Here is a 26434-nt window from a genome sequence, read left to right as displayed (position 1 = left end):
AAAATACATGGTGTAATTGATAATATGCGGCGATGCAGGCGCGGGGCGATGGTAACATCGGCGGAAATCCCCTGTTGCAGATGAAAGCAAGCATGAAACAAGCAAGCATGGCGCGGCTGCTGGCAGTGGCGCTGCTGATGCCGGCGCTGGCCGCGGCGGCTGGCCTGCGCATCGTTGGCGAGCACTTGCCGCCATCGAGCATGATGGAAGGCAAGGTCGTTGTCGGACGCGAAACGACGAAGGTGCGCGACATCATGGCGCGCGCCGGCATCGCCTACAGCATCGAGTTGTTGCCGTGGAAGCGCGCGTATGCGCAGGCGCTGCGCGAGCCTGATACCTGCATCTTTTCCACCAGCCGCACGCAGGAGCGCGAAGCACAGTTTCGCTGGATCGGCCCCCTCAACGAAGCGGAGTGGATACTGTATGGCCTGGCCGAGCGGCATCTGACGCTGCGCACGCTGGCCGATGCGCGCGGCCTGGTGATCGGCACGGTGCTCGGTGACGCGCGCGACGACTACCTGCGCCAGCATGGCCTGAACGTGGCGCCCGTGACGCAGGAGTGGCTCAATCCGCAAAAACTGCTGCTGGGGCGCATCGACCTGTGGGCCGTGGGCATGGCGGTGGGCAGCAAGCCGTTTGCCGGCAAGGAGTGGGAGGGCAAGGTGGAACCGCTGCTGACCTTTAATCGCGTGCAGACTTACCTGGCCTGTAACCTCAAGGTGCCGGAGGCGCAGGTGGCGGCCATGCAGCGCGCCGCTGCCGCCATGCGCCGCGACGGCAGCATGGCGCGCGAACAGCAGCGCTGATGCAGTGCATTGAGTCAGCTTTCCAGCCACTGGCGCACGCAGTTGCGTCCTTCGCGCTTGGCCTGGTACAGGGCCTGATCCGCATGGCTGTAGGCCGTCTCGAACGGCGTGCCGGCGCGGTTCCAGCTCAGGCCCACGCTGACGGTGATGGCGCGCGTAATGGGCGCCGCATGGCGCTGGCGGCCGACGCTCTCGCAGATGCGCTGCGCGATTTGCATCGCCTCGTCGCGCGAAGAGGTGGGCCAGACCACGGAAAACTCTTCACCGCCGACCCGGCCGATGGCCGTCTCCAGTCCCAATAATCCCTTCAGGCAGTCGACCACGGCCTGGATCACGCCGTCGCCGGCCGGGTGGCCGAAATCGTCGTTGACCTGCTTGAACAGGTCGATGTCGAGCACGATCAGGGCCATGTCGCCTTTCGCCAGGCAGCGCGAGGCATGCTCGATCACGGCGCCGCGGTTCAGGGCGCCCGTCAGCGGGTCGTGCGTGGCGCGGTATTCGAGCTGGCCGGCCAGGGTTTGCAATTGCCGGTTCAGCAAATGCATGTCGCGCTCGGCGCGGTCGCTGCGGCCGATCAGGCGCCGCGTCTCGCGCATCAGCCGTTCGTAGTGATTGATCAATTCACCGAGCACGCGGCGCTGCGCCTCGCCGCTGGCATGGACGTCGGCGTGCATGCGACGCGCGGCAGCCAGCGCCGCCGCTTCCACGGTGAACAGGTCGGGTTCCAGGCCGGACTCGGAGATGGCGGCGTGCATGCTCTAGCTGCCTCGCACGGGATGGTCGCAGAAATCCAGTGCCGTGAAATCCTGCTGCAGCTCCTGGCCGAACTCCAGGATGGTGTCGTCGTCTTCGTCGTGATACCAGTTCAGGCGCACCTGGTTGCCATCGATGGCCGCCTGGTTCAGGGTGTCGAACAGGGTAAACAGCATCTTCGTGCTGGAGCTGTTGAAGTAGGCCAGCGAGACGTTGACGGTGATGGCGCTCTCGCGGCAGGCGTCCAGATAGGCGCGCACGGTGGCGATCAGCGGGCCATAGAAGGCGGCCGCGTTTTCCGGATATGACTCGCCCTTGATCGACAGGGTGTGCTGCTCGAAACGGAAGTCGATTTCGGGCGAACACGGGGTCGCGGCGATGAACAGTGGTGACGGTAATTGCATATGCTTTCCTGAGTCGGCTCTTTCAAATGATGGCTTTGATGCAGAAGATGGTGTGCCCCGGCTCCTGTGGGTCCTGGACGAATTCGAATTCCAGCGGCTCGCTGGCGTCGCGCGCCATGGTGAGAAAACCCAGGCCCGCGCCCTTGCTGTCGGCTGGCGCTTCTTCGCGCAGGGCCTTCTTGTAGGCGAGGCGGATTTCTTCCATCGTCATCGTGTGCAGCGGCTCCAGGCGGGCGCGGATCTGCGCCACGTTGTCCGTCGAGACGGGGTTGGCGCACAGCAGAAAAAAGCTGTCGCCGCGCGTGCCGATGCAAAACGAGCCGCGCCGCATCTGCTGGTCCAGCTGCGCATCGGGCGTCAGGCTGTCGGCGGAATAATGCATGATGTTTTGCGACATCTCGATGAACGAGGAAAAGATGCGCCGCCGCGTGGGTCCGGCCGCGCCGGCCGTGTCGAGGCGCGCCTTGATGGTTTCGGAAATGGCGCTCACCACGTGCTGCGAGAAATAGCCCACGTAAAAAAAGATGATGTTGCGCTTGCGCGCCACATCCCAAAACTCGTTGAATTCTTCGTACAGCACGTCCGTGCTCCTGGCTGGCCGGTTGCCCGGCGGGTTATCGTGGATGGCTGCAGCCTGTGGCTACAGGCGGAAACAGAAAAAGGTCAGGTCGTCGCGGCGCGGCTGTTTGCCTTGCCAGGCCGCGCTATCCTGCAGCAGTGCCGCCGCCACGTCGCCGGCGGGAGCGTCGCGCTGCGCCAGCAGCTGCTCGCGCATGCGCCGCTTGCCATAGGCGATGTCGCGCGCGCCGCCGATCTGGTCGAGCAAGCCGTCGGTGGTGATGAACAGCAGGCTGCCGGCGGGTATGGCGAGCGTCTCGTTGTGCCAGCAGTAGCCGGGCGGCGTATCGACATAGCCCACGCCCATGCGCGCGCCGTCGATGGCGCGCACGGCCTCTTCGCCCGGCGCCACCACGTACAGCGCCAGTTTCGCCCCTGCGAAACGCAGGCTGGCACTGGCGTCGTCGTAACACAGGAAGGCGCAATCCATGCCGTCGTTCGAACCGGCGTGATGGCCGCTGGCGGCGCCATCCTGGCCCAGCAAGGTCTTGATGGAGCGGCTGACGGCGCCGATCAGGGCGGCCGGATCGCGCGGCCCCAGTTCGCGCAGTGCCTGGCTCAGGGCCGACGAGGCGATCAGGGTCATGAAGGCGCCCGGCACGCCGTGCCCGGTGCAGTCGGCGATGGCGGCAAACCAGCCGCCCGCGTGGCGCTCGAAGAAGTAAAAATCGCCGCCGACGACGTCGCGCGGCTGCCATTCCAGGTGCGCGTCGGGCAGGGTGGCGCGCAATTCCGCGTCCGAGGTGCGCAGCCGGGCGCGCTGGATCACGCTGGCGTAATCGATGCTGTGCATGATTTGCCGGTTCTTTTCTGCCTGCATGGTGGCCACCACGTTCATCAGCTGCAAGCCGAAGCCCACGCCGGCCAGCGCGCCATCCACGGTGATGATGAAGCCGTCGGCCAGCGCCTTTTCGCCCGCTTCCACGGCGCGAAAGGTGAGGTCTTCGATGCTCATGGCGCCATCGACGATCAGCGGTTCCTTGTCCATGAAGGCGATGCAGCTCTTCTTGCCGTACACCTCGTGATAAAAGGGTTTGGACATTTGCGACATGAAGATGTTGCGGCTGATCAAGCCGATGGGCTTGTGCTGCTCCGTGACTGGCAAGCTCATCATGTCGCGCCGTTCCGTGAACAGTTCCAGCACGGCGAAATTGCTGGCGTCGGCCTGCACCGATTCCGTGGGTATGCACAGATCGAACGCCACGGAGGTGCGATAACGGGGAAGATGCAATCGAGAAGCGTTGAACTCCACAGCGGCTACCTTTACATGACGAGCGGACCCTTGTTGTCGCGACGGCAAGGCGACTGACAAACAGGCAATATCATCATGGTAGCCTTGGAATGTGACGGCTTCATTACCAGCTTGTCAAAACCGTATGCAAGATGGCTGCATGGCAAGCCGTTTCCGGCCCTACAGGCGCCGGGCCAGCGCCTGCGCCTGCTCCAGCCAGCGCGCGCGCTGCACTTCGGTGGAACCGAGGATGGGGCCGAAGCTGGCCACCTTGACGGGCTTGACGCCGCAAAATTCCAAGGTCGTCTTGCGCAGCTGGTGGATGCCGGGCATGTGGTAGACCCAGCGGAAATACCAGGGTGGCGTGTCCATCGTCACCAGGAGCTGGGCCGTGCGGCCCTTCAGCAACTGGGCCGGGAAAGCCTTGCCCGGGCGGTACTTGAAGGCAAAGCCGGGCAGGAAGACGCGGTCGACAAAGCCTTTCAGCAGGGCCGGCGCGCCGCCCCACCAGATGGGGTAGGCGAACACCAGGTGTTCGGCCCAGCGGATGGCTTCCTGGGCCGCCAGCAAGTCCGCTTCCAGCGGCTGCACCTGGCGGTAGCCTTCATGCAGGATGGGATCGAAGTCCAGCTGGCCCAGGCGCAGCTCGCGCACGGTATGGCCTTCGTTGCGGGCCGTGGCGGCGTAGGCTTCGGCCAGGGCGGCGCAGAAACTGTCGCTGGACGGGTGGCCGAGGAGAATTAAAATGCGTTTCGGTGTAATGTTGCTCATGCTGCAGGCTTTCCGTTAAAGAACAGCTTGCATGCTAAAGCCTGCCCCTGGGGGCAGAGTCAAGCGGCCGCTGAAAGATGCTGGCGCGCCAGACAGTCGCGGATTTCCGTGTCGATGTCGGCCAGTTGCGCGTCGAGCTGGCGCAGGCGGGCGAACTCCTGCTGTATCTGCGCGCGCTTGGTGGCGATGTGCTGCGACAGGGCGGCCCAGTCGGTCTCGTCGCCTGCCAGGATGGGCAGCAGTTCGGCCAGGCGGAAGCCCAGCGCTTGCGCCTGGCGTATGAGTCTGACTTGCGCCAGGTCTTGCTGCGTGTAGACGCGGTAGGCGCCGGAACGGCGCACGTCGCCCAGCAAGCCCAGCGCTTCATAGTGGCGCAAGGCCTTGGGCGAGGTGCCCGCCAGGCGGGCGATTTCTCCGATGTACATGCTTGTCCCTGGTTGAGCTGCGGCGCACGCAGTGTAGCGCAGATGGCTTGCCAGGCGCTACCTTGCGCGCTGCCTCAGGAGGCTTTGCGCGGCGGGACTTTCTTCGCCGTGCATTCGGCGCAGGTGCCGTACAGCGACAGCGCATGCTCGTGCAGCACGAAGCCCCGCTCGGTGGCGATTTCATTCTGGCGCAGTTCGATGCCTTCATCGACGAATTCATCGACCTTGCCGCAACCCGTGCAGACCAGGTGATCGTGGTGCTGGCCTTCATTCAGTTCGAAGACGGCATGGCCCGATTCGAAGTGCCGGCGAAACAGGATGCCCGCTTCGGCAAACTGCATCAGCACGCGGTAGATGGTGGCCAGGCCCACGTCGATTTTTTCAGCCAGCAAGAGTTTGTAGACATCGTCCGCACTCAGGTGCTTGATGCCCCCTTCTTGAAACAGCTGCAGAATCCGCAAGCGGGGGATGGTTACTTTCAAGCCCGATTCACGCAGTTCCCTCAATATATCCATGTCTCCCATTCCTTTTTATGATCGCCTGAGCGAGCGCTTAAGCGTGAACCTGCATTATATCGCAAATGATAATCATTACCATTCGCATGTACGAACTGGAAATAGTATGCGGTGTAGCCAGTTGGGTATCCAGTGACATCGGCGCAAGTGCCCATTGCGTGGCGGGCAACTTGTAGCAGCACTAGAGTTCAATATGGAAAAATGGCGCTCGAATCGTTACACTGTGCAGCAGGCAATAACAATGGAGGGGGCATGGACCGATTTGATGCGATGCGTCTGTTTACCCGCATCGTCGAGCTGCGCAGTTTCACGCAGGCGGCGCATGACCTCGGCTACCCGAAGGCGACCGTCACGCATGCGATCAAGCAACTCGAAGCGCGGCTGCGCGTGCGCCTGCTGCAACGGACCACGCGGCAAGTAACGCCCACGCCCGATGGCGAGGCGTATTACCAGCGCTGCGCGCGCCTGCTGGCGGACCTGGAAGAAACGGAAGCCGTGTTTTCCTCGGCGATGCAGCAGCCGGCCGGCAAGCTGCGCATCGACCTGCACGCGACCCTGGCCACGCATTTCGTCCTGCCCGTGCTGGACCAGTTCTGCGCCCGCTACCCTCTGATCGAACTGGAGATCGGCATGGGCGACCGCCTCGTCGACCTGGTGCGCGAAGGCGTCGACTGCGTGCTGCGCGTGGGCGAACTGAGCGACTCGTCGATGGTGGCGCGCCGCGTGGCGTTGCTGGAACAGCTGACGTGCGCCAGCCCCGCCTACCTGGCCGCGCACGGCATGCCGGAGAATCTGGCGCAGCTCGATGGCCACCGCGCCGTGAATTTCTTTTCCGCCCAGACGGGCAAGGTCTGGCCCTTCGATTTCAAGGTAGACGGCCAGCGCCACAGCGTGGCCTTGCCGGGCACCGTATCCGTCAACAATGCCGACGCGTATCACGCCTGCTGCCGCGCGGGCCTGGGCTTGATTCAGGCACCCCGCTACCATCTGCAGCAGGCACTGGCCACCGGTGAGCTGGTGGAAGTGTTGTCGGCCATGCGTCCCGACCCGCTGCCCGTGTCCGTGCTGTATCCACATCAGCGGCAACTGTCGCCGCGCGTGCGCGTGTTTGCCGACTGGCTCGCCAGCCTGTTCGCCGAGGTGGCTTAATTTTGCAATGCCGCATTTTCTTGACCTTGGTAAAGAAAAAAATCCCTCTAGTGATGCCATCTAGCACTATTTGATGTGGATCAAAGTTTTTGTTGCACTGCACTCTTAAACTTCGCAGCGTTACTTAACGACAAAAAGAGGGAACTAGAATGAAGAAGTCCGCAACTGCAGCAGCAATCGTCCTGGCCGCCATCGGCGCATTCGCCGGTAATGCAATGGCGCAGGAAAGCCCATGGCTGGTGCGCGCGCGCGCCGTGCACATCGATCCTGCCAACAAATCTACTCCTGTTGGTGGCGTCGGCGCATCGGACACGATCCACGTCAGCAGCAAGACGATTCCTGAAATCGATATTTCGTATTTCTTCACGCCGAACATCGCTGCCGAGCTGATCTTGACGTATCCGCAAAAGCATGACGTCACCCTGGGTGGCCAAAATATCGGCACGTTCAAGCATTTGCCGCCGACCTTGTCGCTGCAATACCACTTCATGCCGGAAAAACAGTTGAGCCCATACGTCGGTGCAGGCGTGAACTATACGAATATTTCGAGCGTGAAACTGCTCAATGGCGCTGGCCGCCTGGAGCATGACAGCTGGGGCTTCTCGCTGCAAGCTGGCGTCGACTACAAGCTGGATAAAAACTGGTCGCTGAACTTCGACATCAAGAAAGTCCAGATCCGCAGCGACGTCTTCGTCGGTGGCGCCAAGGCCAGCGAAGTCAAGATCGATCCTGTCCTGATCGGTGTAGGCGTCGGCTACCGCTTCTAGGGACACCTATCAAAACCTACTGCGCGTCGTAATTTGCGGTCTGCGATGCTCACTGGCTCGGCGCCCCCGTACCTTCGTACAGTTGCGCTTCTCAACCACAACTTACTTCCGCTCGCTACGGTTTTGTTAGGTGTTGCAAGTATTGAAGATGCCCGCGCAGTGCGGGCGCAAAAAAAACGGCCAGGTGTGAACTTGGCCGTTTTTTTGCGTGCAGCGCTTTGCCTTATTTTTTCAGCGTCTTTTCCAGCGCCAGCTGGTAGTCCGTCTTTTCGTAGCCGGCCAGGTATTTGTTCGTCGCGTCGAGGAAGGCGCGCGAGCGGTAAGCCGCTTCCAGGTCCTTGACCCATGGCTTGGCCTTGTCGGCCGTGCGGATGGCCACCAGGTTGATGTAGCTGTCCGAGATTTTTTCCACGCTAAGGGCCGAGGTCAGCTTCATGCCGGCGGCCAGGGCGAAGTTACCGTTCACAAAGGCGTAGTCGGCGTCGGCCAGCGAACGCGGCAGCTGCGCCGCTTCCAGCGGCACCAGTTTCAGCTTCTTCGGGTTTTCCAGCACGTCGCGCTCGGAAGCGCGCAGCGGATCGACGTTCGGTTTCAGCTTGATCCAGCCCATCTTGGCCAGCATCACCAGCGCGCGCGCCTGGTTGGTCGGGTCGTTCGGCATGGTGATGGTGGCGCCGTTTTTGACTTCCGCCAGGGTTTTTTGCTTGCCGCCGTACAGGCCGATCGGCATGGTCGGCACGGTGATGAGGGAGCTCAAGGGCAGCTTGTTATCGGTGGCGAACTTGGTCAGATAGACGATGTGCTGGAACACGTTGGCATCGAGCGAGCCTTCGGCCAGCGCGTAGTTCGGCTGCACGTAGTCGTTGAATTCGACGATCCTGACCTTGTAGCCCTGTTTTTCCAGGATGGGCTTGATGCCCAGCTTCAGCTGGTCCGAATACGGGCCGGAGCTGGTGCCGATGACGAGTTCTTTCGGGTCCTTGGCGTGGGCGGCGGTGGCGAAGGCCAGGCTGGCGGCGGCCAGGAGCAGATTGCGGCGAAGATGGTTCATGCTTTTCCTTGTACTGAAATACTGAAGATGAATTAACGTTTGTCGAGGCGCTTGGCGATGCGCGTGCCGGCGAACTGGATGGTTTGCACCAGCACGATCAGGATGGCCACGGTGACGACCATGATGTCCGTCTCGAAGCGGTAGTAGCCGTAGCGGATGGCCAGGTCGCCGATGCCGCCGCCGCCCACCACACCGGCCACGGCCGAATACGACAGGAAGCTGATCGACAGCACGGTCAGGGCCAGCACCAGGCCGGAGCGCGCTTCGACCAGCAGCACGCGGAAAATGATCTGCATTTCCGACGCGCCCATGGCGTGCGCCGCCTCGATCACGCCGCGCGGCACTTCGCGCAGGTTCTGTTCCACCAGGCGCGCCAGGTAGGGAATGGCGGCGAACGACAGGGGCACGGCAGCGGCCAGCGGGCCGATGGAGGTGCCCGCGATGATGCGCGTAAACGGCGTCAGGGCGACCAGCAAGATGATGAAGGGGAAGCTGCGCACGGTATTTACCAGCCAGCCCAAAATCGTCGACAGCGGACGGTTTTCCAGCGACTGGCCTTCCGAGACGAGGAACAGCACAATGCCCAGCGGGCCGCCGATCAGGATCGCGGCCGTGAGACCGATGCCCAGCATGGTCATGGTCTGGCCCAGCGCGACCCAGATTTCCGGCAGCAGGTTGACGACGTTATTGATCGATTCTTCAAACATGTGTTGCATCCTTCCATGCGGTGGCTTCAAACGCCTCGGTGCCGTAGTACGCCAGCTCGCGTCCCAGCGCCGTCTTGCGCGGGGTGGCCGTGTCGCTCAAATCGAATTGTTCGGCGATGGCGCCGTTTTCCACGACGGCGACCCTGTTGCAGATGGCGCCCAGGACCGACAGCTCATGGCTGACGATGACGATGGTCACGCCAAGGCGCGCATTGATGTCGCGCAGGGTGTCGAGCAGGGCGCGCGTGGTTTCCGCGTCCAGCGCGGAAGTCGGCTCGTCGCACAGCAGCACGTCGGGGTGGCTGGCCAGGGCGCGCGCAATCGCCACGCGCTGTTTCTGCCCGCCGGACAATTGCGCCGGATAGCTGTGCAGCTTGTCGGACAGGCCGACGAGCGCCAGGCATTCCTCGACCCTGGCGGCAATCTGCTCGCCCTTGGTGGTGCCATGGATTTTCAAGGGGAAGGCGACGTTGTCGAAGACGCTGGCATTTTGCAGCAGGTTGAATTGCTGGAAAATCATGCCGATATTCTGGCGCGCGTCGCGCAGTTCGCTCTTGCTCAGGCTCGTCAGTTCGCGGCCGGCCACGGTAATGGTGCCGCTGTCGGGACGCTCGAGCAGGTTAATCAGGCGCAGCAAGGTGGATTTGCCGGCGCCGCTCTTGCCGATCAGGCCGAAAATATCACCGGGATAGACGTCCAGCGTGACCGATTTGACCGCGTGGAATTGTTCGCCCTTGGGCAGCGCGAAAGTCTTGTTCGCGCCATCGATGCGAATCACCGGCGTACGGGGTGGTGTGGTCATGCAGTGTTTCCTTTTTTATTGGACCGTGACAGGCTTGCTTGCAGGGGCCAAATCGCCCGGCCTGCTACGTCGGTTGCGTAGTATACCTCCGATCGTGTTATTACTCCTACGACAGAATCTTGCTTTGAATATGCAAATAATGTCTATGCGCCGGTTTTTAAGTTGGAAAAGCGGAAAAGTGGAGCTCTTGCCGAATATAATCGCGTGGACTGGCGTAGTGGAGCCGCATCCTGGTGAAAAGTTCGACGCGCCCTGCGTGGGCATCGCGGTGCTTTTATGTGTGGTTCGGCTGATTTGGCATTTTTTTGACGTGGGCAGGGCCGTTTACTGCCTGCCATGGCCCTCGTCGCGGGCAGATTCTGCTCCGCTGGCGGCAGGGCCTTCGGGCCGCCGCAACAGGTAGACGAGGACGGCGATTTCCATGGCGCCCACCATGGCGATGACCCACCACGGCGGATGGCCCAGGCACATGGCGACAAAGCCGATGGCCATGCCCAGGCAAGCCATGGCCTTGCCGCGCCGCGAGACGGCGCGGTGTTCGCGCCACTGGCGCAGCGGCGGGCCGAAGCGGGGATGCTGCAGCAGCCAGTGCTCGAGGCGCGGCGAGGCGCGGCTGAAGCAGGCCAGGGCGAGGATCAGGAATATCGTCGTCGGCATGACGGGCAGCATGGCGCCGATGATCCCCAGCAGCACCATCAGGGCGCCGGCAGCGGTCCAGGCCCAGCGGCGCAGGCGCACGCCGTGCGCTTCGCGCAGTGGCATCCGGGCGTGCGGCTCCCGCATCAGGCGAAGGCGCCGGCGGTGGGGCCCTGGCTGCGGAGCGGGGAGGCGGCAGGATGGGCGTTCAAGGTGCGCATAGCGTGGCGGGTGTGGCGGGTGGCCGTCATGTTTTTCTGCTCTGGGTTTGGCTCTGTTTTCGGCTCTGCTTTTGGCTCTATTATGGATGAATCAAGGCGACGCTGCATGCGCGCCAAGGCCGCGATGATACCCAGTCTATAGAATAATAACAAGAATCATTCTCATTTGATGCATACTGCGGCGCCGGATAACGCTGGATATTTTTGGCAATGCAGACAATAATCGGCAGCAGAAGGCGCTGTCGTGGACATCATCATTGTTATTATCGATTTTATCGATGCTAACTAGGTATATTTTGCGTTTTACATCGATCTTCATGCCATGCATAATCTGTTGCAACTGAAGCCAGACAATCAGCCGCATGCGTCGTTCGCCTGCAGCTGCTTGCGGTTTTGACATCCTCCACTTTCTATCAGGAATCTACAATGAAAAAACTGCTCGCTTTTATCGCCGCCGCCGGCTTCTCGCTGTCCGCCGTTGCCGCGCCTGAAGTCTATGTCATCGATGGCAGCCACACTTTCCCCCGTTTCGAGTACACCCACATGGGTTTCTCGACGCAGCAAAGCCGTTTCAATAACACCACCGGCAAGGTCACGCTGGACCGCGCCGCCAAGACGGGCGCCGTCGAAGTACTGATCGACACCAAGTCCGTCGATACGGGTTCGACCCTGTTCAACTCGCACATCCAGGGTGAAGACTTCCTCGACACGGCCAAGTACCCGGTCGCCACCTACAAATCGACCAAGTTCAATTTCGATGGCGACAAGCTGGCCTCCGTGGAAGGCAACCTGACCCTGAAAGGCGTGACCAAGCCAGTGACACTGAGCGTCACCTCGTTCGCCTGCGCACCGCACCCGATGCTGAAAAAAGACGCTTGCGGCGCCAATGCCACGGCCAAGATCAAGCGCTCGGAATTCAACGCCGGCAAATATGCGCCAGCTGTCAGCGATGATGTGACTTTGACGTTTGCGATCGAAGCCATCAAGCAGTAATTGTTGGCTGCACGAAGAAAAAATGGCGGCGGACTTCGGTCCGCCGCCATTTTTTTTGTCATTGGTAGGTCGGATTAGTGCGGCAACGCCGCACGTAATCCGACATGAGCCGGCATGCAAGACGATCACGCCAGGTGATGCACCTCCTGCTGTCCATACACGGGCGTGTTCAAACCTTCCATGCGCGCTTTCAGCTGCAGCGACAGGTACTGCGAATAGTGGCGCGACTGGTGCAGGTTACCGCCGTGGAACCACAGCGCTTGCTGCTGCGTGGGCTTCCACATATTGCGCTGTTCGCCCTCCCACGGACCCGGGTCCTTCGTCGTGTTTGACCCGAGGCCCCACACCTTGCCCACCTTGTTTGCCACTTCGGGCGAGATCAGGTCGGCCGCCCAGCCATTCATGGAGCCGTAGCCGGTGGCGTACACCACCAGGTCGGCCGGCAGTTCCGTGCCGTCGGACAGCACGATGGAATGGGCCTTCAGTTCCTGCACGCCGACGCCGCTTTTCAGCTTGATTTTGCCCTCGGCGACCAGCTCGGAAGCGCCCACGTCGATGTAGTAGCCGGAGCCGCGGCGCAGGTATTTCATGAACAGGCCGGAATCGTCGTCGCCGAAATCGAGCATGAAACCCCGTTCTTCCAGGCGCGCATAAAAATCCGCATCGCGCTCGCGGATGGCCTTGAAGACGGGCTTCTGGAAGTCGGCCAGGATTTTATAGGGAATCGAGGCGAACGTCAGGTCGGCCTTGTTTGTGGTCATGCCGGCCGCCAGCGCCCGTTCCGAATACAGGTCGCCCAGCGCCAGGTCCATCAGCGAGTCGGATTTGACGATGTGCGTCGACGAGCGCTGCACCATGGTCACGTCCACGCCCGCTTCCCACAGGGCGGCGCAGATATCGTGCGCGGAATTGTTCGCGCCGACCACCACGACCTGCTTGCCCACATACGCGTCCGGCCCCGGATGCTGCGACGAGTGCTGCTGCTCGCCCTGGAACATGTCCATGCCCTTGAACTTCGGCATGTTCGCCTTGCCCGACATGCCCGTGGCCAGCACCAGTTGCTTCGGTTTCAGGGTGACGCTCTGGCCGTCGCGCAGCACCTGCACCGTCCACTCGCCGGTAGCTGCGTCGAAGCTGGCCGATTCGCATGACGTCGAACCCCAGTAGTTCAGCTCCATCACTTTGGTGTACATTTCCAGCCAGTCGCCGACCTTGTCCTTCGGTGTGAAGACGGGCCAGTTGTCGGGGAACGGGATATACGGCATGTGGTCGTACCAGACGGGATCGTGCAGGCACAAGGACTTGTAGCGCTTGCGCCAGCTGTCGCCGGGACGCGCATTTTTCTCGATGATGATGGTGGGGACGTTCAACTGGCGCAGCCGCGCACCGAGCGCGATGCCGCCCTGGCCGCCGCCGATGATGACGCAATAGGGCTGGCGCGCGTAGCCCAGTTCCGTCGCTTCCTGTTCGCGCTGCTCCAGCCAGCTGCTGCGGTCCGTGCGCGCGCCGTGTTCCGCGCCCATGGGCCGCCGGCTGCCCTTGGCTTCTTCAAAACCCTTCAATTCGCTCATGGTGGTGAGCAGGGTCCAGATTTTGCCGTTGCGGATGCGGATGAAGCCCACGCCGCGCGCCACGTTCGTCTCCACCGTGATCCAGCTTTGCAGCACGCCACCGGCTTCCACCGCATGTTCGCCGTCGGCGATGCGGAGGGAAACGGGCTGCACGGCGCCCAGCTGGGCGGCCAGCATGGCGGCGATCTGCTCGCGGCCTTCCAGGGTTTTCAGGTTCCAGGTAAACAGCACCAGGTCGCGCCAGTAGCCATCTTGCTCGAACAGTTGCGCGGCGCCCGTGCCATCGCTGGCGCGAAGACAGCCTTCGAGCTGCTCCAGGATGCCGGCCACTGCCAGGTCGTGCGGGTTGTTATCGGTTTGCATCGTGTCTCCTCCAAGTCTGCTGACTTTATGATGGGATGCGGCTGTGTTGCCGCTGACGATGTTGTAACACTGGCGTTCCGGCCCCGCATCTCGCAGCGCAGCATGGCGGAACATGAGACGGAAATCTCAGCTTGCCGGATGCCTCACTGGCGGTGCGGCGCCACGATTTTCAAGTGCTTGAGGCGCCGGTACAAGGTGGCGCGCGAGACGCCCAGCATGGCGGCCGCCTGCAGCGGGCGCCATTTGGCGGCGTTCATGGCGTGGACGATGCGCGTGCGCTCGGCCAGCTCCGGCGGCGTGTATTCCACGCTTTCTTCGGCCGCAGGCGCCTCGCGTGTGGCGCGCAGGCGCGCGCTGGCCTGGCGCAGCGGCGCGCGCACGCGGGCGTGCAGCCAGGTGCTGCCGCCAGCAAGGCGCAGCGACAGCAGATTGTGTCCCGCGCGCGCGTCGAACAGCCGCTCGGCGCGCACTTCCAGCACCTCGGCGACGGGGCGCGGCAGGGTGTCGAGACCCCCGATGACGTCGCGCGCGCAGCCGTTGGCGGCGATGACGTTGCCATGTTCATCGATGGCCAACAGCATCTCCGGCTGTACTTCCACGAAGTGGCGGTTGCGGTGCGCCAGCAGGATGCAGCAATGGCTGTAGGACTTGAGAAAAAAGCCGTCCTCGATCAGGGTCGCGCCCTGGCGCACCAGTTGTTTCACCAGGCGCTGGCTGTCGCGCGCGTCGGGCGAGTTCAGTGCCGACGCATCGAGCACGCCGATCAAGTCGCCGTGCGGCGAAAAAATCGGCGCGGCGCTGCAGGTCAGACCCGTGAACGCGGCGCGAAAATGGTCGCTCTTGTGCACGGTGATGGCTTCCTGGTCGAGCAGCACGGAGGCGATGCCGCACGTGCCTTCTTCCTCTTCCGACCAGCACGAACCCGGGTACAGGCCCGCCTTCTTGAAGTCCTTGCGCTGGTCCGTGTCGACCACGTAGTCGATCGTCACGCCGCGCGCATTGGCCAGGATGACGCAGTAGCCCGCTTCGCGCACCATGGCGTGCAGGCGCGGCAGGCACTGTCCCGTGGAACGCAGAAAGCCTTCCTCGGATTGCTGGATGGCCCGCAGTTCGGCGCCCGTCAGGATGCGCGGCCCCGTGGTGGAGGCGGGGTCGAGCCGGTAGTCGTCCAGCGAGCGCCGGTACGACGACGCCAGCCTGGCCGTCTCGCCCCCTGGGTTGACGATACGCCCGGCGATCAGGTCGCGCACGCGCTCGATATGGCTGGTCTGGCGGACGTAGGGCATGGCGCTCTCCGGTGTCTCGGGTCTGGTTTTTATGGTGTTGTTGTTTGTAGCACGAAGCGCGGGACCATGCATCCTGCGCTGCAGCATGGCGCGCGCGTGAGACGTTTGTCTCACCACGGCCGCGCCGCACAATAGGATGCTTTACAACAATAAAAAAGAGCATCTCTGATAACATCCGCTCAAATTGAGAGTTAGCTAGCGCAAGGGATATCTATGGCAATGCAAACGATGTTCCTGATACGCAGAGCGATGGTGCTGGCCTTGCTGGGAGCGAGCGCCGCCTGCGGCGCCGCCGGCCAGCTCGATCCCGATGGCCAGAGCAGCATGGAAAAAGAGGTGGCGCGGCGCGCCGCCGTCGAACCGGCCATAGTCGCCAGCTGGCACATGACGCGTTCCGTGGAAGCGGGCGTGCAGGTGGCCGGCGAGAGCAATCTGTTCTGGAAGCTGTCGAATACGCCGGCGCGCAATCCTGACTTCGATTTCAAGCCCTACTGGTACGAGTTCTATGTCAAGCCGGCGCTCGGTTTCAAGCGCAATTTCGGCGACGGCAGGCAGCTGTATGCACGCGTGTCCGCCGTCGGCTCGGGCACCTTGCGCCACGACCCTTTCGGCGCGGGCGACACGGGCCGCATCTCGATCGAGGAATTCGTCGCCGGCATCCGCATGCCGCTCGGCGGCACGCGCGCCATGCTCGACCTGTCGGCCGGCGCGCAGAATTTCACGTTGGGCACGGGCATGCTGATCGCCAATGGCGGCTCGAACGGCTTTGACCGCGGCGCGCTGAAGCTCGGCCCGCGCAAGGCGTTCCAGAATTCCGTGGTGGCCAAGATAAGCCAGGACGCGCTCAGCGCCCAGGCGTTTTACCTCGACCCGAATGAAAACCCCGATAACGATAGCGGCACGCGCGTCGTCGGCGTGGATGTCAGCTACGCGCCCGCGAACGACCGCAAGGCCGGCATCGCGTATGGCAAGGTGCCGCGTTCGCATGCCGCGTATCCGCAGGCGGCGTCGGGCGGCATCGGTGCGCCGCTGGCCGTGCCGGACGGCCGCAAGGATCTGCAATTCGTGTATGGCTACGCGCGCGTTCCCGTATTGCCCTCCGTGCTGTCGAAAGGCTGGTTCGGCGTCGATGCGGCGCGAGAATGGAATACGCGCGAGCCGATGCGGGGCTGGGGCTGGCGTACGGAAGGGGGCTTTTCGCTGCCCGACGTGGCGTGGACACCGAAGTTCACGCTTGGCTACCAGAGTTTTTCCGGCGACGATCCGCGTACGGCGCGCAACGAGCGCTTCGACCCGCTGTTCTTCGAAGGCACGCCGGGCGCCTGGGCTTCGGGCAGCAAGGCCACCTGGGTTTTCGTGAATGCCAACGTGAACGCGCTGCAGGCCACCATCGAGCTGCACCCGACGCCGAAAGATACCGTGACCGCCTACCTGGCCCAGGTGCGGGCCAACCAGATGGGCAGCCCGCTGCAGTTCGGCCAGGCCACGCGCCTCGACGTGCCGGGCGACGCGCCCGTGGTGATCGCCGGCGTGCTGCGCCCGATGCTGGCCAACGATGTCTTCGTCAAGTATGTGCGCGTGGTGAACCCGAATACCTATCTGACTCTGGGCTTCAGCGCCTCGTTCGCACAGTCCGGCGTCAACCAGCTGGTGAATGGGCAGGCCAAAACGTGGACGGGCTGGCTGGCGAACGTCGTGTGGGTTTATTAAATATTCTGTTTATCAAGGAGAGCATCGCATGAACGATTTTCCCAGCATGAAACGCCTGGCCCTGGCCGCCGCCTGCCTGGCGCTGGCCGCCGGTGCCCACGCGGCCGAGACGAGCAAGGTGGCTGTCACGCCGCTGTCAGCCGCCGCCAGCGATCCGGCTGCCTTGCAATGGATGGTGGGCGCGCCGCCGCCGGCCGATAAAATCATCCGCTTCGACGATGGCAGCTATTTCAATTTCCCGCAGCTGCGCTGGAGCGTGTCGCACTTCCGCCAGCTGATGCCGACGGTGGACGTCGCGCGCGGCTTGAAGGCGCCCGTGCCATTGAAACGCGCGCTGCGCAAGGATATCGACAGCCTGCGCTTCACACCCCTGGGCGCGAAGGACACGATGACCTGGGAGCAGTCGCTGGGCGCCAACTACACGGACGGCATCGTGGTGCTGCACCGGGGCCGCATCGTGTATGAGCGTTACTTTGGCGTGCTGAAGGAAAGCGGCCAGCATGGCGCGATGTCGGTGACGAAGTCCGTGATGGGCACCATCGGCGCGGCGCTGGTGGCCGAAGGCAAGCTCGATCCGGCCAAGAAAGTGGCCGAGTATGTGCCGGAGCTGGCCACGTCGGCGTTTGGCGACGCCACCGTGCGCCAGGTGCTCGACATGACCACGGGCCTGAAATTCAGCGAAGATTACGCCGACCCGAACGCGGAAGTGTGGCAGCACGCGGCGGCAGGCAGCCCATTGCCCAAGCCGAAGGATTACACGGGTCCGCGCAGCTATTTCGAGTACCTGCAAACGGTGCAGCACGAAGGCCGGCACGGCGAGGCGTTCGGCTACCGCACGGTCAACTCCGACGTGCTGGGCTGGATCATTGCCCGCGTCACGGGGCAGAACGTCAACGCGTATCTGTCCGAGCGCGTCTGGCAAAAGCTGGGCGCCGAGCAGGATGCCTACATGACGGTCGATTCGACCGGTACGCCGTTTGCCGGCGGCGGCTTGAATGCGGGCTTGCGCGACCTGGCCCGCTTCGGCGAAATGCTGCGTAACGATGGCCGCTACAACGGCCAGCAGATACTGCCCAAGGCGGCTGTCGACGATATCCGCCGCGGCGGCGACAAGCAGCTGTTCGCCAAGGGCGGCTACGATTTGCTCAAGGGCTGGAGCTACCGCGACATGTGGTGGGTCACGCATAACGACCATGGCGCCTACATGGCGCGCGGCGTGTACGGCCAGCGTATCTATGTCGATCCGAAGGCGGAAATGGTGATCGTGCGTTTTGCGTCGACGCCGACGGCGGCCAATGCGGCGAATGACCCGACCACCACGCCGGCCTTCGAAGCGCTGGGCAAGCTGTTGCTGGCCAAACCGAAATAGGCTGCCAGCCGTGCGGCGGGCTGGGCACAACTGGAATACACTATCCTTTCGTCATCATTCGTTGCTTGAGTGATAATTCATGCAACGCACGCAAGGGAAGCATACCGTGGAAACCAGCTCGCCAGATCAACCGCGCCCGCCGCTCTGGCGGCGCCTGCTGTGGCCGCTCGCCCAGCTGGGCTCGGCCTTCAAGCTGACGGGCACGCACCTGCTGCACCACGTGATCGGCGCCAGCCTGATCGCCGCGCTGATGCTGGTGCTGGAAGGTTTTCACGTGCTCGAATGGCTCGATGCGGCCATGCTGCGCGCCAGCGCGGAACAGGGGCAACTGCTGGAGCGGGGCAAGGACCCGGGCGCCGCCTACCGGCCCGGCATCATCGAAATCGACCAGCCCGCGTTCGAACAAGTCTTCGACGAACGCGAACCGCTGGAGCGTTCACGCCTGGAGCAATTGATTGCGAGTGCCGCCGCGCGCGGCAGCAAGGTGCTGGCCATTGACCTCGACCTGGCGCCTGCCGTGTATGAACAGCACAAGGATGGCGAACGGCCGCTGGACCGCCTGCTCGACCAGTTGGCCGCGAACGGCCGGCAACTGGTGCTGATCCTGCCCGAACAATCGGACCAGAACGCGAACCTGCCCTGGATACGCGCGCGCTGCGCGGCCGGCATTCACTTCGCCAGCCCGCGGATCCGCGAACGCATGGGCGCCGTCACGCGCATCGAGCTGAAAAGCCCCGTGCTCGCGGCCGTGGCTTTCGAGCTGGCGCATGGCGCCGACGAGCAGGAGCAGCAGCAACCGATGCCGGCCGCCTTGTCCGAGCAAAAGGAAGGGCTGGCGCTGGCCGGCCGCGTGTGTCAGCTGGCGCGGCGCACGGACAGTGAAAAGGAATTGGCGCGCTGGGCGTTCGAACCCGTGATCCAAGGTGACGCGAAGGATGCGGCCGAACAGAACGCCGTCACGGCGCCGTTTCACCCGGCCGCCGTGGCGCCGCCATTCCTGAACCCCACGCGCACGCGCGTCCAACTGATCGATGGCCAGGCCGGCGTGGCGGCGAATGCACTGCGCAAGAACGTCGTGTATATCGGCAGCACCTATGACGTGCGCGACCGCTATACGACGGCCGAAGGCGAACAGGCCGGCCTGCACCTGCACGCGGCCGCCCACACGTCGCTCGGCATCGGTACGGCCGACGTCAATAAATACGCGGTGTTCGTGGCCGACATCGTCATCGGCGTGCTGCTGGGCTGCCTGTTCGGCGGCCTGTGGACCTTGTACGGCCGCGCCGAACTGGCCATCGACAAGCGCATGGAAGACCACGATTTCAGTCGCCTGCACCGCCTGGGCACCCTGTTCGAATTCTATGGCATCCGCCTGATGCTGGCGCTGGTGTGGGCTTCGCCGTTCGTCATCGGCGCGCTGGCCATCTACCTGTCGCGCGGCTTGCTCGAACAGGGCTGGTGGGTCAATCCCGGCCCCCTGATCGCCGGCATGTTCCTGCACGCGATGTCGCTGCGCGACGAAGCCCACCATCCGCACGAAGAAGTGCCGGGTCTGTCCGTGTGGGCCCAGCTGCGCCGCACGCATCCCGGCATCGTGCTGGTGCAGGCGCCGCTGGCGGTGGTGCTGTTGATCATTGCCGTAAGCTAGCGCAAACCGTGGCGCCACAGCGGCGCTACACTGGGCGCCTTTTTCATTTGCAGAAGGGTAGGTCGGATCAGGCCGCAGGCCGTCATCCGACAACATTGTTGGCGATGCCTGTCGGATTACGCTACGCTAATCCGACCTACGTGACCCATGGTTTCAGCCGATCAGTTTCAAGCCCGGCGGCAGCGCCTCGCCCAGCATGCGGCGGGTAACAGCTTCGTCCAGTTGCGTCACTTCGCTGACCATCGCTTGCCACAGGGGCGGGGCGCCCACGGCTTTCAGGCGGGCCAGGATGGTGGCGCGCAAGTCGTCGGCGATGTCGCGCGAGCGGTCGCCCGTCATGCGTGCCAGGTGGGTGGCGGCAAACGCCGCCGGTTCCGTCTTTTTCCAGTCCAGCGCCAGCAGCATCGTGAGCCATTCGGCCACGGTGGCGCTGTCGACCACTTCGTGCGCGCTGCCGTGGAAGGGCTGGCGCGCGCCGACCCTGGCCAGCGCCCACAGGGTATTCGTATCCGCTGCTTCGCTATCTGCTTTCTGCAGACGCTTGATCAGCCAGGCGCCCACTTCCGCTTTGTAGGCGCCGGGGATGCGCTCGAGCGAGGCGCCCAGGCGCAGCATGTCGTCGTCGCTGCCGTTCACCAGGGTGACGGGGCGGCTGCCGCGCTGGGCCGCATCGGCTTGCAGGTTGAAGGCGAAGTCGTCGAGCAGGCGCAACTGCTGCTGCGTGCTCAAGCCGCCGGCCACCCTGCGCCACAGGGTCCACCATTCGGCGCAGACCTGGTTGTCCTTGTGATGCTGGATGCCCGTGTCGAACAGGGCCCATAGCTGCTCGATGCGCCACGGGTCGAGCGCGTCGCCATAGCCGGGACGCAAACAGTAGCCGGCCAGGTTCAGCCAGACACGCTCATGTTCGGCGGAGCGGCGCCGGCCACGCGCGCGTTGTAGCAAGGCGTCGAACAGCTGGCGCAGCAGCGGCGTCTCCCAGCTTTCGCGTCCGCCCAGCCCCCGTTCCAGGTGCTGGCGCAGCTGGCGCACTTCTTTGGTATCGACCTTTTGCGCCTTGCCGCCGAAGATACGCTCGATCTTCTCGATGGCTTCTTTCACGCGTGGCGAGGCGGTGGACGTTACGGCGGGGTTTTCCTCTTCGCCCCGTAACTGGAATTCCAGCAGCCAGCGCTGGCTGGCATCGGCTTCGGCCACGCAATGCACTTCCAAAGTCCCTACCTCGGTCATGACTGTCACCAGTTGCACGGTGATGTCGCGCTTGTCGCCACTTTCCGCTTGCAGCACGCTGGCCAGCGGCGGCAGGCGCAGATACTCGCCCGCATCCAGGTCGACGATCTCGCCCAGCGTGGGCGGCGCGCCCGCCTCAAAGAGGGAAGTGGCCAGGTGGAAGCGCACGGGCCGGCCCAGGCGCAGGGCGAACAGGCGCTCGCTCAGGCGGATTTCTTCGCCGCTGGCGCTGCCACGCGGCAGGATGCAGACGGCGCGGTTGTCTTTGCCCGCTTCGCCCAGCACGAGAAAATAGCTGCGCGGCGAGCCGCCGCCGATGCGCGGCGCCTGGCCACGCCGGGCCAGCGCGTAGGCGACGGCGCCACGCGCCACGGCCACGTCGGGATTATCGTTATGCAGGATGGTGAGCGGGGCACCGCGCCAGTGGGCGAGCGTGTCGGCCAGGCGGCGCGCCAGCGCGTCGGCGCGGAACACGCCGCCGTTCAGCAGCAGGGTGTCGGGCAGCTCGCCTTGATGCTGTTGCAGGAAACTGGCCAGGTGGCGCGTGATGGCCGCGTCCTGCGCATACGGCAGGCCGAATTCGACGATGCCGGCGCGGCCTTTTTTCGCTGTCTCTGTGAATTCCACCTTCGGGAAGAAGCCGTCGACCACCAGGGCCGCCACTTCCTCGCGCGTGACGTCGGCGGAACGGCTGCCACCGATCAGGCGCGAACCGGTGCCCAGCAGGGTGACGCTGGCCTTGTCTGGTGCGTCGCTGGAGAGCAGCAGTTCCTTGGCGGCGCGGCAGCGCTCCATCAGCTGCGACAATCGCGCGGCGGACAGCCTCATGCCACCTTCGACGCCTGCCGCCATGCGCGTTTCCACCAGGTGGGCCAGCGCCAGGTCCATATTGTCGCCGCCGAGTATCAAATGGTTGCCCACGCTGCTGCGCGTGAGCTGGGGTTCGCCATCTTCATCGAAGGCGACGTCGATCAGGCTGAAATCGGTGGTGCCGCCGCCCACGTCGCAGACTAGAATGCGGCGCGTATTGGCCAGGTCGGCGCGCAAGGTGGTGCGCCTGCGCTGCAGATAATCATAAAAGGCCGCCTGCGGCTCTTCCACCAGGCGCAAGGTGGGCAAACCCGCCAGGCGCGCCGCCTCCAGCGTGAGTGCGCGCGCACCCTCGTCGAACGAGGCGGGGATGGTCAGCACCAGTTCCTGCTCTTCGAGCGGAGCCTGCGGGAAGCGGTGATTCCACGCGGCGCGCACGTAGGCGAGGTAGCTGGCGCTGGCCGCCACGGGCGACACCTTGGCCACGTCGGCATCGGCACCCCACGGCAAAATCGGCGCCTGGCGGTCCACGTTCGCGTGCGATAGCCAGCTCTTCGCGCTGGAAACGAGGCGGCCCGGCACCTGCGCGCCGAGCTGGCGCGCCAGGGCGCCCAGCACGGGGTGTTCCGCGCTGGTGACATCGTCCTGTGGCCACGGCAGCTGCAAGTCGCCCGCCGCCAGTTCGCCAGGGGCAGGGTGGTAGCGCAGCGAGGGCAGCAGGGGGCGTGCGCCCACTTCGCCGGGAGCGAGCAGCTGCTCGATGGCGAACAGCTGTATGCCCGCCTGCGCATCGGCCGCATTGGCCGCATTGGCATACGCCACCACCGTGTTGGTGGTGCCCAGGTCGATGCCGACCAGCCAGGCCGGCTTGCCCACAGCGCTAGCCACGTTTATTGCTGCGGCGTGCCGCGCACGTCGAATTCCACTTTCCAGCGCTCGGCGCCGTCAGGGGAAACGGCCAGCAGTTCCAGCGTGCCCGCTTCTGTCACGCGTGCGTGCAATTTCACTTGCACCACGTCGCCGGCCGAGCGGCCTTCGGCCGATAACGTCGCCTGGATTTCGCTCAGCTCCTGCAATTCATCGGGACCCCAGAAGTCGAGCAAGTCGCCGATCTGGTCGTTGCGGCGCGTGGACGAGGCGAAGAAGCGGAAGTGCACGGGTTCACCGACGACCAGGCCGAATTGCTGGCCTGGCAGTTCCAGTTCGCTGCCTTCTTCCATGCCGAACGGCGCCACGCACAGGGCCTGGATCGGCGGTTCCATGCCGGGGATGGCCGGCATGGCCGATTCGATGGCGACGTAGAAGGCGCTGGCCGTGCCGCCGCGGATGCGCACGCCATGGCCGCGCCGCACGTAGCTGTAGTAGGCCGCGCCACGCGCGACGGCCAGGTCCAGGTCGGCCCCGGCCAGCATGCGTGCCGGTTCCGCGCCTTCCAGGTACAGCCAGTCGTTGACGGTGGCCATGATGCGCTGCACCAGCAAGTCGGACTTGAAGACGCCGCCGTTGAACAGTACGGCCGTCGGGTGCAAGAAGCTGGCCTCTGCCGACTGGCGGCCCGCAAAGCCTTCCAGTTCGCTGGTCGCCGCCACTTGCCGGCCCAAAAACGCTGCCAGGTGGCGCGTGATGGCCGCGTCCTGCGCATATGGCAAGCCCAGTTGCGTTAGGCCGGCGCGCGTGCGCACGGCAGGGCGGCTCGATGCTTCCACTTGCGGGAAGAAGCCGTCGAGAATGAAGGTGGACACTTCCGCGCGCGTCAGTTCCGTGCGGATGGAGCCGCCGATCAGTTTCGAGCCGCGGCTCGGCACGACGATCGGTGCCACATCGAGGCCGCTGTCGGCCAGCAGGCTTTCCTTGGCGCTGCGGCAGCCGTAAGTGAGTGCGCGCATTTGCCAGGCGTCGAGCTGCGTGCCGTTGGCGGCCAGTTTGCGCGCCACCAGGTGGGCCAGCGCCAGGTCCATATTGTCGCCGCCGAGCAGGATGTGTTCACCGACGGCCACGCGGTGCGGTTCCAGCACGCCGTCGCGTTCGAGCACGGCGATCAGCGAAAAGTCGCTGGTGCCGCCGCCCACGTCGACCACTAAAATGATGTCGCCCGGCTTGACTTCCTTGCGCCAGCGGCCTTCGCTGGTCTGGATCCAGCTGTACAGGGCCGCTTGTGGCTCTTCCAGCAGGGTCAATGCGGTGTAACCGGCCGCCTGCGCCGCTTCCATCGTCAGCTCGCGCGCGGCCGGATCGAACGAGGCGGGTATCGTCACCGTGATTTCCTGCTGCGCGAACGGCGCTTGCGGGTGGGCGTTGTCCCAGGCCTGGCGCAAGTGCGTCAGGTAGCGCGTGGCGGCCGTGATCGGTGAAATGCGCGCGACTTCGGCCGGCGCGTCGTTCGGCAAAATCGCCGCGCGGCGGTCCACGCCAGGGTGGCACAGCCAGCTTTTCGCACTCGAGACCAGACGAATCGGCGTGGTGGCGCCGCGGCTGCGGGCCATTTCGCCCACGACGAACGGCGCTTCGGCTGCCTCGGTGACCCAGGGCAGGGCCAGGTCGCCCGCCGCCACTTCGTCGGCGTGCGGCAGATACACGAACGAGGGCAGCAGTGATAATTCTTCTACCGTGCCCGGTGCCGACAACTGCGGCACTTTCAGCACGCCGTGGCTGGACTTTTCGCCGTCGCTCTCGACCAGGTTCACATACGACAGGGCGCTGTGGGTGGTGCCCAGGTCGATGCCGATGGCATAGCGCGGGGTGTTGTTGGCTTGATCGCTCACAGTTCCACCTCGGCCGGGGCCAGGATGGCGGCGTCGTGCTGCCCGCTCAGTTTCGGCAGGCGCACGCTCGAAGCGCGCCAGCCGCGATGGCTCAGGGTGCCCGTGAATGGCGCCGAGCCGACGACGTTGCCCGTCAGGCGTACTTGCGCGCTGTCAAAACCTTCCTGCAGCACGATGCGGCTGCCTTCGGCTTCCTGGCGCACGGCCTCGATGGTGAAATACTCGCGCATGACCTTGGCGCAGCCTTCGTGCACCACGCGGGCTGCCGCGCCGATGTCGGCATCGGCATGGCTGCCCAGGTTTTCCTGTGTGAAATCGATCAAGCGTGCTTCGCGTTGCAGCAGGGCCAGCAATTGCAGGGCGGCGTCCGGCGTGGCTTCTTTTAACATGACGGGCGCTGCGGCCGGCGTTGGCACGGGGGCAGGCGTAGGAGCTACCGGCGCCGCCTCGGGCAAGGACAGTTTTTCCACGCGGGCCGCATAGGCGGCGTCCGACAGGGTGCTGAAGAAGGCGCCAAAAGCCAGCGGGACTCTGCGCCAGAACGATGGGTGGGACGATGGTGTGCTCATAGGAACTCGTTTCTCTGATCTGTAGGGTGGCGTCGGCGGCGCGCCCGGTGGCGGGGCCGCTTCGCAGGGTAGTGCAGGTGCCGGCCCCGTCGTACATATCGGGCCGGCTGCGTTTGCCCGCATGATACCAGCTACCGGGCCGCCGCCAAAGCCGCCGGCCCCGGCGCAGCCAGCCTGACGCATGGATTTTCTTTGTTCCTGCGCAAGGAAACGCTCGATTTCGTGCCGTTTCGACTAGAATCGCGCATTATCTTTTTGGCAGACCTTGATGCCATGCGTAGCCTGACTAACGACAGCGACTATCCTGCCGTACGCGCCAACGGCAGTCGTGCGGGCCTGTGCCACCAGCGCCTTGCCATCGCCGCAGGTGGTAGCTGCGCTGACCGGCTACGCGACCGTGCAGGACGTGGCGGCGCATTTGCCCGATATCGAGATGCTTCCGTTGAGCAAATAATCCAAAGAAAGAAACCATGAAAAAAGTCTATATTGGCGTGCTCGGCCTGTTGCTGCTGGCCGGTTGCGGCAGCAAGGGCGAGAGCGCGGGCCAGTCCAGCGCCGCGCGTCTCGATGGCAAGGAAAAAGGCAGCGAGTTTCTTGCCTATGAACACAATGTCAACGTCGATACGCATGAGGCGCAAGTGCGGCCCCTGTATGAACGAGTGGTCGCCGCCTGCAAGGCCGACACGGACAACGGCTGTCTGCTGCTCGATTCGAGCATTGACGGCGGCCGCTACGTGCATGCGCGCATCAGCATGCGCGCCAAGCCGGCCGGCATCAAGAAGCTCGTGGAGCTGGTTGCAGTCGGCGGCGACGTCACTAGCCAGGGCACCAAGGTGGAAGACCTGGGGCGTCCCGTGCTCGACAGCAAGAAACGCCTGGAGATGCTCAAGCAGTATCAGGCGCAATTGCAGGACCTGGAAAAACGCTCGGGCGCGAACGTCGACGCCCTCATCAAAGTGACCAAGGAACTGGCCACCGTGCAAGTGGAACTGGAGCAGGCGACGGCGGCCAATGCGCTATTGATGCAGCGCATCGACACGGACTTGCTGAACGTGGCCATCAGCGCCGAAGGCAAGCAATCGTTCTGGCGTCCCGTCAAGCGCGCGCTGGGCAATTTCACGGAAAACCTGTCGGAAGGCGTGGCCAACGCCATCACGGCCATGGCGTATATCCTGCCCTGGCTGATCGCGTTCGTGCTGCTGTTCCCGCTGGGACGCAAGGGCTGGCGCCGCCTGAGAGGTACACCGCGCAAGGATTAAAGCGCAAG

General features: G+C 64.0%; 26 protein-coding genes. 9 read left to right on the top strand and 17 right to left on the bottom strand.

Annotated features, from left to right (window positions below):
• The first annotated feature begins 92 nt into the window (after positions 1-92).
• Positions 93-806, top strand: coding sequence for a transporter substrate-binding domain-containing protein (locus C8C92_RS19375; protein WP_243420291.1), 714 nt, complete (start codon positions 93-95; stop codon positions 804-806).
• Between the two features lie 14 nt (positions 807-820).
• Here the strand turns inward: C8C92_RS19375 and C8C92_RS19370 are convergent, their stop codons facing one another.
• The 7 genes from C8C92_RS19370 to fur form a co-directional block, all read right to left on the bottom strand.
• The gene (locus C8C92_RS19370) at positions 821-1561 is read right to left on the bottom strand and encodes a GGDEF domain-containing protein (RefSeq protein WP_116744990.1); all 741 of its coding nucleotides are present in this window, start codon (positions 1559-1561) and stop codon (positions 821-823) included.
• Between the two features lie 3 nt (positions 1562-1564).
• On the bottom strand, positions 1565-1963 hold the full coding sequence (locus C8C92_RS19365; RefSeq protein WP_099763155.1) for a DUF1987 domain-containing protein: 399 nt from the start codon (positions 1961-1963) through the stop codon (positions 1565-1567).
• 22 nt (positions 1964-1985) lie between these two features.
• A complete protein-coding gene (locus C8C92_RS19360) occupies positions 1986-2543 on the bottom strand; it encodes a SiaB family protein kinase (protein WP_071076508.1) in 558 nt (185 codons plus the stop codon).
• 60 nt (positions 2544-2603) lie between these two features.
• On the bottom strand, positions 2604-3812 hold the full coding sequence (locus C8C92_RS19355) for a SpoIIE family protein phosphatase (protein WP_207781025.1): 1209 nt from the start codon (positions 3810-3812) through the stop codon (positions 2604-2606).
• A gap of 180 nt (positions 3813-3992) precedes the next feature.
• On the bottom strand, positions 3993-4583 hold the full coding sequence (locus C8C92_RS19350; RefSeq protein WP_165829500.1) for an NAD(P)H-dependent oxidoreductase: 591 nt from the start codon (positions 4581-4583) through the stop codon (positions 3993-3995).
• Between the two features lie 59 nt (positions 4584-4642).
• Positions 4643-5008, bottom strand: a complete 366-nt coding sequence (locus C8C92_RS19345) for a MerR family transcriptional regulator (protein WP_099763156.1) — start codon at positions 5006-5008, stop codon at positions 4643-4645.
• Between the two features lie 74 nt (positions 5009-5082).
• Positions 5083-5523 carry a ferric iron uptake transcriptional regulator gene (fur, locus tag C8C92_RS19340; protein WP_099763157.1) on the bottom strand — a complete coding sequence of 147 codons (441 nt, stop codon included), beginning with the start codon at positions 5521-5523 and terminating at the stop codon, positions 5083-5085.
• Between the two features lie 252 nt (positions 5524-5775).
• Between fur and C8C92_RS19335 the strand changes: the two genes are divergently transcribed.
• Together C8C92_RS19335 and C8C92_RS19330 are read left to right on the top strand one after the other, a co-directional pair.
• Positions 5776-6672, top strand: a complete 897-nt coding sequence (locus C8C92_RS19335; RefSeq protein ID WP_116744989.1) for a LysR family transcriptional regulator — start codon at positions 5776-5778, stop codon at positions 6670-6672.
• A gap of 149 nt (positions 6673-6821) precedes the next feature.
• Entirely contained in the window at positions 6822-7439 is a 618-nt protein-coding gene (locus C8C92_RS19330; protein WP_099763159.1) for an OmpW family outer membrane protein, read from the top strand.
• Positions 7440-7662: 223 nt separating this feature from the next.
• On the opposite strand, the gene C8C92_RS19325 is transcribed toward C8C92_RS19330, so the two are convergent.
• The 5 genes from C8C92_RS19325 to C8C92_RS19305 all read right to left on the bottom strand — a co-directional run bounded on the left by C8C92_RS19325 (position 7663) and on the right by C8C92_RS19305 (position 11256).
• On the bottom strand, positions 7663-8490 hold the full coding sequence (locus C8C92_RS19325; RefSeq protein ID WP_116744988.1) for a MetQ/NlpA family ABC transporter substrate-binding protein: 828 nt from the start codon (positions 8488-8490) through the stop codon (positions 7663-7665).
• A 32-nt stretch (positions 8491-8522) separates the two neighbouring features.
• On the bottom strand, positions 8523-9197 hold the full coding sequence (locus tag C8C92_RS19320) for a methionine ABC transporter permease (protein WP_116744987.1): 675 nt from the start codon (positions 9195-9197) through the stop codon (positions 8523-8525).
• Positions 9190-9999, bottom strand: a complete 810-nt coding sequence (locus tag C8C92_RS19315) for a methionine ABC transporter ATP-binding protein (protein WP_116744986.1) — start codon at positions 9997-9999, stop codon at positions 9190-9192. Before C8C92_RS19315 ends, C8C92_RS19320 begins: the two co-directional genes overlap by 8 nt.
• 324 nt (positions 10000-10323) lie before the next feature.
• Positions 10324-10761, bottom strand: a complete 438-nt coding sequence (locus C8C92_RS19310) for a YbaN family protein (RefSeq protein WP_099763163.1) — start codon at positions 10759-10761, stop codon at positions 10324-10326.
• A 231-nt stretch (positions 10762-10992) separates the two neighbouring features.
• Positions 10993-11256, bottom strand: coding sequence for a hypothetical protein (locus C8C92_RS19305; protein WP_133250801.1), 264 nt, complete (start codon positions 11254-11256; stop codon positions 10993-10995).
• Positions 11257-11282: 26 nt separating this feature from the next.
• Between C8C92_RS19305 and C8C92_RS19300 the strand changes: the two genes are divergently transcribed.
• The gene (locus C8C92_RS19300) at positions 11283-11849 is read left to right on the top strand and encodes a YceI family protein (protein WP_096236355.1); all 567 of its coding nucleotides are present in this window, start codon (positions 11283-11285) and stop codon (positions 11847-11849) included.
• A 125-nt stretch (positions 11850-11974) separates the two neighbouring features.
• On the opposite strand, the gene C8C92_RS19295 is transcribed toward C8C92_RS19300, so the two are convergent.
• Both C8C92_RS19295 and C8C92_RS19290 read right to left on the bottom strand, forming a co-directional pair.
• A complete protein-coding gene (locus C8C92_RS19295; RefSeq protein WP_116744985.1) occupies positions 11975-13783 on the bottom strand; it encodes an NAD(P)/FAD-dependent oxidoreductase in 1809 nt (602 codons plus the stop codon).
• Between the two features lie 143 nt (positions 13784-13926).
• Positions 13927-15069 carry a helix-turn-helix domain-containing protein gene (locus tag C8C92_RS19290; RefSeq protein WP_116744984.1) on the bottom strand — a complete coding sequence of 381 codons (1143 nt, stop codon included), beginning with the start codon at positions 15067-15069 and terminating at the stop codon, positions 13927-13929.
• Between the two features lie 213 nt (positions 15070-15282).
• Here C8C92_RS19290 and C8C92_RS19285 point away from each other — a divergent pair, with 213 nt between their 5' ends.
• The 3 genes from C8C92_RS19285 to C8C92_RS19275 all read left to right on the top strand — a co-directional run bounded on the left by C8C92_RS19285 (position 15283) and on the right by C8C92_RS19275 (position 19796).
• Positions 15283-16779 (top strand): alginate export family protein, encoded by a 1497-nt coding sequence (locus C8C92_RS19285; protein ID WP_116744983.1) that lies wholly within the window; start codon positions 15283-15285, stop codon positions 16777-16779.
• 172 nt (positions 16780-16951) lie between these two features.
• Positions 16952-18148: a serine hydrolase gene (locus C8C92_RS19280; protein ID WP_243420422.1), complete on the top strand. Its 1197-nt coding sequence runs from the start codon at positions 16952-16954 to the stop codon at positions 18146-18148.
• A 79-nt stretch (positions 18149-18227) separates the two neighbouring features.
• The gene (locus C8C92_RS19275; RefSeq protein WP_116744982.1) at positions 18228-19796 is read left to right on the top strand and encodes a CHASE2 domain-containing protein; all 1569 of its coding nucleotides are present in this window, start codon (positions 18228-18230) and stop codon (positions 19794-19796) included.
• A gap of 153 nt (positions 19797-19949) precedes the next feature.
• Here C8C92_RS19275 and C8C92_RS19270 read toward each other — a convergent pair whose 3' ends face one another.
• Genes C8C92_RS19270 through C8C92_RS19260 form a run of 3 tightly spaced genes read right to left on the bottom strand, consistent with a single transcriptional unit; the run spans position 19950 to position 25167 of the window.
• Complete coding sequence (locus C8C92_RS19270) at positions 19950-22724, bottom strand: Hsp70 family protein (RefSeq protein ID WP_116744981.1); 2775 nt, start codon at positions 22722-22724, stop codon at positions 19950-19952.
• 2 nt (positions 22725-22726) lie between these two features.
• Complete coding sequence (locus tag C8C92_RS19265) at positions 22727-24598, bottom strand: Hsp70 family protein (RefSeq protein WP_099763170.1); 1872 nt, start codon at positions 24596-24598, stop codon at positions 22727-22729.
• Positions 24595-25167 (bottom strand): DUF2760 domain-containing protein, encoded by a 573-nt coding sequence (locus C8C92_RS19260; protein ID WP_116744980.1) that lies wholly within the window; start codon positions 25165-25167, stop codon positions 24595-24597. Before C8C92_RS19260 ends, C8C92_RS19265 begins: the two co-directional genes overlap by 4 nt.
• Before the next feature lie 192 nt (positions 25168-25359).
• Between C8C92_RS19260 and C8C92_RS27320 the strand changes: the two genes are divergently transcribed.
• Positions 25360-25641 carry a hypothetical protein gene (locus C8C92_RS27320; RefSeq protein WP_133250800.1) on the top strand — a complete coding sequence of 94 codons (282 nt, stop codon included), beginning with the start codon at positions 25360-25362 and terminating at the stop codon, positions 25639-25641.
• Positions 25638-26426, top strand: a complete 789-nt coding sequence (locus tag C8C92_RS19255; protein WP_116744979.1) for a DUF4349 domain-containing protein — start codon at positions 25638-25640, stop codon at positions 26424-26426. Before C8C92_RS27320 ends, C8C92_RS19255 begins: the two co-directional genes overlap by 4 nt.
• Positions 26427-26434: the final 8 nt, after the last annotated feature.

The sequence above is a fragment of the Janthinobacterium sp. 78 genome (assembly GCF_003096775.1).
Lineage (GTDB): Bacteria > Pseudomonadota > Gammaproteobacteria > Burkholderiales > Burkholderiaceae_D > Janthinobacterium > Janthinobacterium tructae.
This window is presented reverse-complemented; position numbering and strand designations above follow the sequence as displayed.